This window comes from Actinomadura sp. 3N407, from assembly GCF_052245875.1.
Classification (GTDB): domain Bacteria; phylum Actinomycetota; class Actinomycetes; order Streptosporangiales; family Streptosporangiaceae; genus Spirillospora.
In genome coordinates this window covers 24991-36765 of sequence record NZ_JBQQBP010000023.1, presented here as the reverse complement: position 1 = coordinate 36765, position 11775 = coordinate 24991, and the positions used below count along the sequence as shown (strand labels likewise).

The 11775-nt window shown below is 69.0% G+C and carries 4 protein-coding genes; all 4 read right to left on the bottom strand.

The window, feature by feature from the left end; translation table 11 throughout:
• Positions 1-100: 100 nt before the first annotated feature.
• The 4 genes from ACTWPP_RS38535 to ACTWPP_RS38520 all read right to left on the bottom strand — a co-directional run bounded on the left by ACTWPP_RS38535 (position 101) and on the right by ACTWPP_RS38520 (position 11583).
• Positions 101-1684 (bottom strand): MBL fold metallo-hydrolase, encoded by a 1584-nt coding sequence (locus ACTWPP_RS38535; RefSeq protein ID WP_443109387.1) that lies wholly within the window; start codon positions 1682-1684, stop codon positions 101-103.
• Positions 1685-1959: 275 nt separating this feature from the next.
• Positions 1960-6051: a non-ribosomal peptide synthetase gene (locus tag ACTWPP_RS38530; protein ID WP_443109438.1), complete on the bottom strand. Its 4092-nt coding sequence runs from the start codon at positions 6049-6051 to the stop codon at positions 1960-1962.
• A 43-nt stretch (positions 6052-6094) separates the two neighbouring features.
• The gene (locus ACTWPP_RS38525; RefSeq protein WP_443109386.1) at positions 6095-9244 is read right to left on the bottom strand and encodes a non-ribosomal peptide synthetase; all 3150 of its coding nucleotides are present in this window, start codon (positions 9242-9244) and stop codon (positions 6095-6097) included.
• On the bottom strand, positions 9241-11583 hold the full coding sequence (locus ACTWPP_RS38520; protein WP_443109385.1) for an amino acid adenylation domain-containing protein: 2343 nt from the start codon (positions 11581-11583) through the stop codon (positions 9241-9243). The genes ACTWPP_RS38525 and ACTWPP_RS38520 overlap by 4 nt, the downstream gene beginning before the upstream one ends.
• Between the last annotated feature and the right edge of the window lie 192 nt (positions 11584-11775).

Sequence of the window (11775 nt, the reverse complement as noted above, 5' to 3'; positions counted from 1 at the left end):
ACGGGCCTGCCCCCGCGTGACCTCGCCGAGAGGATGCCGCACCGCCCGGCAGCGGACGCCGGGCGGGCGGCCACCGGCCGTCACGGGCGGAAGACGCGTGTCACCAGCGCCATTCCCGCCGGCCGTACAGGTGCTCGGCCGGGATGCCCCGCTCCTTGCACCAGGTCAGGAACTCCTCGATCTGCTTCATCTGGTAGGTGTCCTCGTTGTACGTGGTGGCCATGACGTGGCCGAGCCAAGGCTCCTCGCCCATGGCGTACACGTACGCCTCGCCGGCCCCGAGCTCGGTCAGGATGGCGGCGGCCTGCTCGGCGTTGGAGCCCGACAGCTTGCGCGAGTCGCTCATCTTCTTGGTGACCGGGACCGTCAGCAGGGCCTGGTAGAGCCAGGTCAGCGGCGCACCGTCGCACTCCATGCCGAGGAACGCCATGTCGGCGGTGCCCAGGTGCTGCCTGACGTGGCGGTACAGCGCGGGGTCGATCCCGGACGAGTCGGCGCCGATGAAGATCTTCTTGCCGGACAGCTCGGCCCAGTAGGTCGACTTGGCGCGGATGTCCAGGTCGCAGTGCTCGCCCAGGAACGGGGTGGCGGTGATCTTCCCGCCGGGGAAGGGCACCTCGTCGAAGTCGTCGACCTCGATGACCGGGAAGCCCTGGTTGCGCAGCATCAGCGCCAGCGAGGGGTCGGAGAGGTTGCCCCGCGAGGCGCGCGGCACCACCACGGCCCCGACCCGGCCGCGCAGTTGCAGCAGCGTCTCCAGCACGATGTGGTCCTGGTGCCCGTGGGTGATCAGCACCAGGTCGATGTGGTCGGGCAGGTCGTCCAGGGTGTAGCGGTCATCTGCGGAGCTGTCGGCGCTGATGAACGGGTCCACCGCGATGGCCGCCTCAGGGCTCTGCAGGACCAGGCAGGCGTGCCCGAAGTAGCGGATCCGGCCGCCCGCGTCGATGTGCCGGTCCGGCGCGAGACCGGGCCGGTCGCTGAGGAAACCGGCGAGCGTGCCGGCCTGGGCGTCGTCCAGCTCCAGCACCTCGCGCAGGCGGGCCAGCGTCGTGGGGCTCACCCGCGCCTTGAACAGCTCCTCCAGGCCGGGGTGGCCGAACGGGACGCCGAGCTCCAGGACGTCCGGGGAGGGCAGCCGCGGGGTGCTCATGATGAACGGGCGCTCGATCCCCGTCTCGAACGACAGCTGCACCGACTGGCGTGAATCCTGGTAGTAGTCGCTGGTGTAGACGAGCGGCTCGATGAAGCGCATCTGCGCCTGGTTGTCGGTGTCGTAGGCCACCTCGACCAGGCCCCCGAGCTCGGAGGGCAGCTTCGGGTAGAGGGGCGTCAGGTCGAACCCGGTCGCGCTCGTCCTCAGCAGCTCCTGCCCCTCCGCGATCGCCTCGGCGAACCGCAGGATGTGCGCCCGCTCCCGCTTGATCTCGGCCAGCAGGTCGCGGACCTCGTCGGCGCGCTCCCCCGGGATGTTGATGAAGTAGCCGCCGCGCAGCTCCGGATTGCTGCTCGCGGTGACGTGCACCTGCGGCGACTGCAGGTACGACTCCAGAAGCGGCACCTGGAGGAAGGCGAGATTCATCGCCGACTGCACCGGCGCGATCGTGTGCGGCCAGGCGAAGAACCTGTCCACCAGCGGCTCGACAATGACCTTCGACTTGAGGAACAACTGCTCATCGGCCATCCGCGGCATACCTCCAAAAAGCGCAGAAGCAGAAGGGGGCGGTCCATTCGGGACCGAGCGCACCGAACAGCGAGATAGGCGCATCCGGAAACCAAAGGTCCGGCCGCATATTCACGGTAAAAGTGCAGTTGCAGCGTACTCGGAGATTCTCGAATTCGCAGTGATGTTCAACTGTCCGGAAGCGGCAGTTGAACACCGCGCAGCCGAACGGCCGGGGCGCCCGGACGCCCCGGCCCGGTGGCGGACCGATAGGCCTCGGCCACACCGGATTCCCGTCACCGGCGGGCGATCCCCAGCCAGGCGGACATCGCGTCCCAGGCCCGGCCGAGCATGTCCGGGCGGATCATGTCCGAATGCCCGCAGGGCAGGCTCACCTCGGCGATCTTCCCGGAGATGTACGGAGCCCACCGGCCGGCCATGACCTCGCCCTCGCCTCGCCTCTCCCCCGCCACGAGCAGCAACGCGTTCCCGTCGAAGCGGCCGATCTCGTGCGTGCCCCTGATGGTCATGTTGTTCTGGAAGACGCGAGCGAGGGTCCGGTACTCCTCGTCCGAGATGGCCCCCAGGACATGGCCGGCCTCCTTGCGCATTCTCTCCATCAAATGGTCGAGAGTGCCGGTGGCGTCATTCCTGCTCGGTCCATTCCGGCGACCCTCGACAGGATGCTCGGGACCGGTGCCCTCAGCCGATGGATAGGTGTCCATGATGACCAGGGCCGCGACTTCCTCCCCAGCGGCCTGCAACTGAACGGCGATCTCGTGCGCCGGAATTCCTCCGAAGGACCAGCCGAGGAGGTGGTAAGGGCCGGTCTCCTGCACCGATCGGATCTGCGCCACGTAATCTGCCGCCATCTCGCGTACGGAACGGGAGAGCTCGCCGGCCCCGTCCAATCCGCGAGCCTGCAGCGCGTAGATCTGGAAACCGTCCGGAACATACCGGGCCATCGGCATGTAGCACCAGCTCATCCCGCTTCCGGGATGGACGCAGAAGATCGGTGTTCCGTCCCCGCTGGTCCGGATGGGGAGCAGGACGTCCAGGGCGTCCTGGACGGACGCGAGGTTCATCCGGTTCATCAGGCCGCTGACCGTCCGTGCCATCAGCAGGTCCCGCACCGAGATCGCCACTCCCCGCTTCGACAGGCGCGAGACCAGCTTCGCCGCCAGCAGCGAGTGGCCGCCCAACGCGAAGAAGTCATCGTCGACGCCGACCGCGTCCAAGCCCAGGACCTCGGCGAACGCGTCGCAGAGGATGTGCTCGAGTGCGGTGACCCGTCCCCGGCCGGTCGCGCGCGAAGCGGCGGCGGTGGGTGCCGGCAGCGCCTCCCGGTCCAGCTTGCCGGTCACCGTGAGGGGCAGCGCGTCCAGGACCACCACCGCCGACGGCACCATGTACTCCGGCAGCCGGTCCGCGCACGACCGCGCGACCGAGTGCACCAGGTCCTCGCCGTCCTGCTCTGCCGCGCCGCCGGCGGGGACGATGTAGGCGACCAGACGCCGGTCACCCGGGGTGTCCTCGCGGGCGATCACCGCCGCCTGCGCGACCGCGGGATGCCCGGCCAGAACCGCCTCGACCTCTGCGGGTTCGATCCGGAACCCCCGGATCTTGACCTGGTCGTCGACCCGGCCGACGAACTCCAGCTCTCCGGAGGTGCTCCAGCGGACCCGGTCCCCCGTCCGGTACATCCGCTCGCTCGACCCGAACGGATCGGCGACGAACCGCTCCCCGGTCAACGCGGCGCGGTTCACGTACCCGCGCGCCACCCCGGCGCCGGCCACGTACAGTTCACCGGTGACCCCGGGCGGCACCACGCCCAGCCGCTCATCAAGCACGTACACGCGGGTGTTGGCCACCGGACCGCCGATGTGCGGACGTTCCCCCGGCCTCAGCGCAGTGGTCATCGTCGCGCACACGGTCGTCTCGGTCGGGCCGTAGGCGTTCACCAGCCGCCGCCCCGAAGCCCACCGCTCCACCTGGTCCGGCCCCAGCGCTTCACCGGCCGACACCAGGGTCCGTACCGGGGCCAGATCCTGCGCCTGCAACACCGGCAACACCGCCGGCGGCAACGTCACATGCGACACCTCGTGCCGCTGAACGACCTCGGCCAGCCCCGCACCCGGCACCAGCTCCGCCGCCGGCGCCACCACCAGGCCCGCGCCCGCGCACAACGCCATCAACCATTCCCAGGTCGCGGCGTCGAACCCCACCGAGGCGAACTGCAGCACCCGCGCATCCGGCTCCACCCCGAAGTGCTGCACCTGGGCCGTCACCAGGTTCACCGCACCCGCATGCGTGACCCCCACACCCTTCGGACGACCCGTCGACCCCGACGTATAGATCACATATGCCAGCCCGTCGCCGGGCCCGCCCGTACGAAGCCTCGTGTCCGGCGCCGAAGCCACCCGCCCCGCGACGTCCGGGTCGTCGAGCCAGACGACGTGCCCGTCCTCCAGAGCGCCGGCCGGCGTCCCCGGCACGTCACGGCGGCTCACGATGAGGCGCGTGCCGCTGTCGGCCAGCATGTAGGCGATCCGCTCGGCCGGAACCGCGGGGTCGATCGGCAGATACGCGCTCCCCGCCTTCAGCACCGCGAGCAGTGCCACGATCAGCTCGGCACCGCGCTCCATCACGACGGCCACCGGGACCTCGGCGCCCGCCCCCCGGCCCACCAGGTAGCGGGCCAGGCGATTCGCCCTGCGCTCCAGTTCCCCGTACGAGAGGCGGACGCCATCGGCGATCAGGGCGGTCGCCTCGGGAGTCCGCTCGGCATGCGCCGTGAACAGCTCCATCACCGACTCCCCGGCCGGCTCCACCGAGGCGCCGTTCCAGCCCACCAGGATCCGCCTGCGCTCCTGCTCTCCGAGCACCTCCACCTGGCCGACCCGCGTCCCCGGATCGGCGGACAGCAGCCCGAGGACCCGGCTCCAGCGGTCCGCCAGGTACTCGACGGTCCCGCGTTCGAACAGGTCCGCCGTCCCCACCAGCACTCCCCTGATCCCCGCGGGCGCGCCCTCCCGGTCGAACGCCTCGCCGACCACGACGTCCAGGTCGAACTTGGCCGCGGACAGCCCGGCCGGCGGCTGAACGTCCGCATCCGCCGACAGCCCTCCGGCCTCGACCGCCTCCAGGTTCAGCCCTGCCCGTGCGTTGTTCTGCAGCGTGAGCATCACCTGGAAGAGGGGGTGGCGGGCGAGGCTGCGGTGCGGGTCGATCTCCTCCACGAGCCGTTCGAACGGCACGTCCTGGTGCTGGTAGGCGTCCAGGCTCGTTTCCCGGACGCGGGACAGCAGCTCGGTGAAGGTCGGGTCGTTCGACAGGTCGGTGCGCAGCACGAGCGTGTTGACGAAGAACCCGACCAGATCGTCCAGTGCCTCATCGGTACGGCCCGCGATCGCCGAACCGATCGGTATGTCGGTGCCCGCGCCCAGCCGGGACAGCAGGGTTGCGAGGGAGGCCTGCAACACCATGAACAGCGTCACGCCCTCGGCCCTGGCCAGTTCGATGAGCTGGGCATGCAGTTGTGCCGGTATTTCGAGTTCGACCTTGTGGCCACGGTAACTGGCCGCCGCCGGCCGTGACCGGTCCGCCGGTAGCGCGAGTTCCTCGGGGATCCCGGCCAAGGCCTGCCGCCAGTACCCGATCTGGCGGGACAGCACGCTTTCCGGGTCGTTCTCATCGCCGAGCAGCTCGCGCTGCCATAACGCGTAGTCGGTGTACTGCACCGGCAGCGCCGCCCACTCCGGCGCCCGCCCCTGGCTCCGTGCCGCGTACGCCCGGGACGCGTCCCGCGCCAGCGGGCCCATCGACCAGCCGTCGCCGGCGATGTGATGCACCACCAGCACCAGCACATGCTCATCCGGCCCGAGCACCAGTAATGACGCTCGAACCGGAACCTCAACCGACAAATCGAAGGCATCCGACGCTGCATCGGCCACCTGCGCCGCCATCGAGCCGCGGTCCGGTGCGTCCAGGATCTGCAGGTTCCAGTCCAGCTCGTCCATGCCCACCACCCGCTGGTAGGGCTCACCGTCCACCGCCGGATACACCGTCCGCAGCACCTCATGGCGCTCCAGCACATCCCGCAACCCCACAGCCAACGCACGCCGATCCAACTCACCGGTCAGCCGCAACACCACCGGACTGTTATAGGTCGCGCTCGGCCCCTCCAACTGAGCCAGAAACCACAACCGCCGCTGCGCAAACGACAACGGCACCCGCCCAGAACACGCCCGCCCCACCAGCGCCGGACGCGCCACCCCACCATCCACCAGACCCGCGACCAGACCCGCCGCCAACCCGGCCACCGTAGGAGTCTGGAACACCGCCCGAATCCCCACCTCCACACCCAGCACCGAACGAACCCGACTCACCAACCGAGTCGCCAGCAACGAATGACCACCCAAGGCGAAGAAATCATCCTCCACCCCCCACCCGCTCCAGACCCAGCACCTCAGCGAACACCTGACACAACAACTCCTCACGCGCGCCCACCGGCCCACGCCCCCGCTTCACCCGATACTCCGGCGCCGGCAGCGCACGACGATCCAGCTTGCCGCTCCCCGTCAACGGCAACGCCTCCAAAACCACCACCGCCGACGGCACCATGAACCCCGGCAACCTGCCCGCACACCACCGCCCGACCACCGACGCCAACTCTTCGCCACCCCGATACCCCGCACCATCCACCGCCACGACATAGGCGATCAAACGCCGATCACCCGACATACCCCCACCAGCCACCACCACCGCCCGAGCAACCGCAGGATGCCCGACCACCACCGCCTCCACCTCACCCGGCTCAACCCGAAACCCCCGAACCTTGACCTGCTCATCAACCCGCCCCACAAACACCAACTCACCGGCCGCGCTCCAGCGAACACGATCACCAGTCCGATACATCCGCCCACCCGACCGGAACGGATTGGCGACAAACCGCTCCGCCGTCAGACCCGCACGACCCACATAACCCCGTGCGAGCTGCGCCCCCGAGACATACAACTCACCGGCCACTCCTGGAGGAACGACACCCAATTCCTCATCCAGCACGAACAGCTGCGTATTAGCCGCCGGCCGGCCGATCGGCACGACCCCGTCCGCGAGGCTGTCGCGGGTCAGGCGCGCGGTCACCACACCGATCGTGGTCTCAGTCGGCCCGTAATGATTGAACACCCCGCAACCGGCCTCCCCGGCCACCACCAGCAGTTCCCCCAGCCAACCCGGCGAGGCCGCCTCACCACCCAAAACCAACGACCGCGCCGGTAGCACGCCCTTCATCTCAGCGCCCGCCGACAACGCCGACAAGTGCGAGGGCACCGCCTTCACGAAATCGATCTCATGCCGGTCCAGATATCCCGCCACCGCGCTCGGATCAGTCACCATTTCCGCCGGCAGCACATGCAACTCACCCCCACTCACCAGACTGGAGAACACCACCGTGTTCCCCAAGTCCGTGAACAGCGCCTGCAGCAACCCGTACCGGCCCGCTTCTCCATCGGCTCGGAATTCCACCACCGAAGGCACCGATGCGATGTAGTTGGCCAGACCCTCTTGAGTGACGCCCACCCCCTTCGGACGGCCGGTCGAGCCAGAGGTGTACATCACATACGCCAGCCCACCGCCGGACACCTTCAGCCCGAGAGGGCCCTCCGGAAGGCCGTCCACCAGGACCGCCACCGCCGGGTCGTCCAGCGCCACGACGCGCACCCGACCCGCAGGCAGGTCCTCGGCCACCTCCTGCGTCCCCAGCACCAGGACGGCTCCGGCATCGGCGAGCATGAACGCCACCCGGCCCGCCGGCAACGCCGGATCAATGGGCAGATAGGCACCGCCCGCCTTCCACACCGCCAGCAACGCCGTGATCATCTCCACACCGCGCGGCAGGCACAGACCCACCACCGACTCCGGCCCCACACCCTGCGCGGCCAGGTACCGCGCCAGCCGGTTCGCCCGCCCGTCCAACTCCAGGTACGAGACGCACTCCTCCTGCGACACAACCGCCACCGCATCCGGCGAACGCCGCACCCGCTCCTCGAACAGCTGCACCACCGACGCAGCGGGCAGCGGCATCGGTTCGCCGGTCCCCGCAGCCAGCACGCGCTCACGCTCGCCCCGCGACAGCACCTCTACGTCGCTCAGGCGGATCCCCGGCTCCTGGACCACCTGTTCCAGCACCCGCACCAGCCGCGCCGCGATCCGCTCGACCGTTTCCACATCGAACATGTCCGCCGCGCCGGTCACGACACCGCGCAAGCCCGCCGGAACACCGCCCGCGCCGAACACCTCTCCGACCATCACGTCCAGGTCGAACTTCGCCGCGGACCTGCCCGCGAACAGCGCCGTGCTCTCGGCACCGGCCCAGTCCAGCGTCCCCATGCCACCCGCGGCCGAGGTTCCGGCATTCAGCTTGGTCAGGACCACTTGGAAGAGGGGGTGGCGGGCCAGGCTGCGATGCGGGTCGAGCTCCTCCACGAGTCGTTCGAACGGCACGTCCTGGTGCTGGTAGGCGTCCAGGCTCGTCTCGCGGACGCGGCACAGCAGCTCGGTGAAGGTCGGGTCGTTCGACAGGTCGGTGCGCAGCACGAGCGTGTTGACGAAGAACCCGACCAGATCGTCCAGTGCCTCATCGGTACGGCCCGCGATCGCCGAACCGATCGGAATGTCGGTGCCCGCCCCCAGCCGCGATAACAACACCGCCAGAGAGGCCTGCAACACCATGAACAGCGTCACGCCCTCGGCCCTGGCCAGATCCACCAGCCGGGCATGCACGTCCGCCGGGATCTGGAGGTCGACGCTGTGGCCGCGGTGGCTGGCCACCGGGGGCCGTGACCGGTCCGTCGGTAACGCGAGTTCTTCGGGGATTCCAGCCAGGGCCTGCCGCCAGTACCCGATCTGCTGCGACAGCACGCTTTCCGGGTCGTTCTCGTCGCCGAGCAGCTCGCGCTGCCACAGCGCGTAGTCGGCGTACTGCACCGGCAAGTCCGCCCACCCCGGGGCCCGGCCCTGGCAGCGTGCCGTGTACGCCTCGGACACGTCCCGTGCCAGCGGGCCCATCGACCAGCCGTCGCCGGCGATGTGATGCACCACCAGCACCAGCACATGCTCATCCGGCCCCGACGCCAGCAACCACGCCCGAACCGGCACCTCGACCAACAGGTCGAACGCATACGACACCGCAGCAGTGATCTCTTCGGCCACCTGCTCCGGTACCTGGATCACCGGCCAACCCGCCGACGAATCACCACTGAATGCGTCCATCACCGGCAGTTCGATCGGCTCACCACCAGCCCGGCCGCCGTTCCCGTCACCGGACAGGTCCACGATTTGCAGGTCCCAGGCCAGCTCGTCCATGCTCAAGACCTGCTGGTGCGGCTCACCGTCCACCGCCGGATACACCGTCCGCAGCACCTCGTGGCGCTCCAGCACGTCCCGCAATCCGGCTGCCAGCGCCTCCCGGTCCAGTTCCCCACCCAACCGCAACACCACCGGGCTGTTGTAGGTCGCACTGGGCCCCTCCAACTGGGCCAGGAACCACAACCGGCGCTGGGCGAACGATAACGGGATCATCGGGACTCCTCCTGCTCACGCATCGGCCGCAACGCAGGCCTGGTCGACTTCCGATTTCCCACCTGCTGTGCCAGCTCCGCCACCGTGGGGGTCTGGAACACCGCCCGGATCTCCACCTCGGCGCCCAGCACCGTACGAATCCGGCTCACCAACCGAGTCGCGAGCAACGAATGGCCGCCCAGAACGAAGAAGTCATCATCCACGCCCACCTGCTCCAGGCCCAGAACCTCAGCGAACACCTGACACAACAACTCTTCGCGTTCATCGGCCGGACGACGGCTCTGCTTCACCCGGAATTCCGGTGCCGGGAGCGCACGGCGATCCAATTTCCCGTTGGCGGTGAGCGGCAGTGCGTCCATTACCACCACCGCCGACGGCACCATGTACTCCGGCAGCCTGTCCGCGCACAACTGCCTGACCGCGGACGCGGGCCCCCCGCCACCTTGGTCCGCTGCGCTGTCCGCGGGGACGATGTAGGCGATCAAGCGCTGACCGCCCGGGGCGTCCTCACGAGCGACCACCGCCACCTGCGCGACCGAGGGATGCCCGGCCAGAACCGACTCCACCTCACCCGGCTCGATCCGGAACCCCCGGATCTTCAGCTGATCGTCGACCCGGCCCAGGAACTCCAACTCACCAGCGGCAGTCCAGCGGACCCGATCCCCCGTGCGATACATCCGCTCACCCGACCCGAATGGGCACGCCAAGAACCGCTCCGCCGTCAGCCCGGCCCGGCCCACATACCCCCGCGCGAGCTGAACACCGGCCACATACAGCTCGCCCGCCACCCCAGGCGGCACCACACCCAAGCCCTCGTCCAGCACGTACACGCGGGTGTTGGCGATCGGCTTACCGATCGGCGCCGTCCCGCCGGTCACGTTGTCCCGGGTCAGTGGCGTGGTCACCACACCGATCGTGGTCTCGGTCGGCCCGTAATGGTTGAACACCCCGCAACCGGCATCCCCGGCCGCCGCCAGCAGTTCCTCCAGCCAAACCGCCGAAGCCGCCTCACCGCCCAGAACCAACGACCGCGCCGGCAGTACGCCCTTCATTCCAGCACCCGCCGACAACGCCGACAGATGCGAGGGCACCGCCTTCATAAAATCGATTCCACACCGGACCAGATAATCCGCCACCGCACCGGCGTCAGTGAGCGACTCCGCCGGCAGCACATGCAACTCGCCCCCGCCCGCCAGAGTCGAGAACACCACCGTGTTCCCCAAATCCGTGAACGGCGCTTGCAACAACGCAAACCGGCCCGGCCCTTCAACGGCATCGGCCCGGAAACCCACTACCTGCGGCACCGACGCGACGTAATTGGCCAGCCCCTCCTGAGTGACACCCACACCCTTCGGACGGCCGGTGGACCCAGAGGTGTACATCACATACGCCAGCCCGCCGCCAGACGCCTCCACTCCAAGGGCACCCTCCGGGAGGCCGTTCACCAGGACCGCCACCGCCGGATCGTCCAACGCCACCACCCGCACCCGGCCGGCAGGCAGGTCCTCGGCCGCCTCCTGCGTCCCCAGCACCAGCACCGCACCGGCGTCGGCCAGCATGAACGCCACCCGGCTCGCGGGCAGAGCCGGGTCAACGGGTAAGTACGCACCACCGGCCTTCCACACCGCCAGCAACGCCACGACCATCTCCACGCCGCGCGGCAGGCACAGCCCCACGACCGACTCCGCACCCACCCCCTGCGCCACCAGGTACCGCGCCAGCCGATTGGCCCGCGCATCCAGCTCCCGGTACGAAACACACTCGTCCTGCGACACCACCGCCACCGCATCCGGCGAACGCCGCACCCGCTCCTGGAACAGCTCCACCACCGACACACCCGGCGTGCTCACCGGGGCCGGTAGCGAGCGCCCGCCTGCGGCGGAGACGTGATCGCCCGCTTCGGGCCGGTTCAGACCCAGAACTTCGGCGAAGGCCTGACACAACAGTTCTTCGCGCGTATCGGGCGACTCCCGGTCAGGCCCCACCTGGTAATCCGGCGCCGGTAACGCATCGCGGTCCAGCTTCCCGTTGGCGGTCAACGGCAGCACGTCCAGCACCACCACAGCCGACGGCACCATGTATTCCGGCAGTTTGTCCGCGCAGCACCGCCTGGCTCTCTCAGGCAGCTCCGCATCGTCCGCACCGCCTGCGGGGACGATGTAGCCGATCAGGCGTTCGTCGCCTGGGGTGTCCTCACGGGCGATCACCGCGGCCTGCGCGACCGCGGGATGCCCGGCCAGAACCGCTTCCACCTCGCCCGGCTCGACCCGGAACCCGCGGATCTGGATCTGCTCATCGCCGCGGCCCGGCAACTCAAGCTCACCGTCGAATGCAGCCACGCTCGCACACCCCACCGATTCAGCCGACTAACTGGGCAGCAAGTGCCGGCCAGCATCGAGGCATGTCAAATCACCGCACATTTTCGTTCAATAAGGCGGTAACCATCGAGCCGACCGGTCTAGCACAGGAAAGTAGCGCGCATCTGAGCGTGCGTGCAGTCGATCACGTATTTCAGAGGCCGCAGAAGGAAT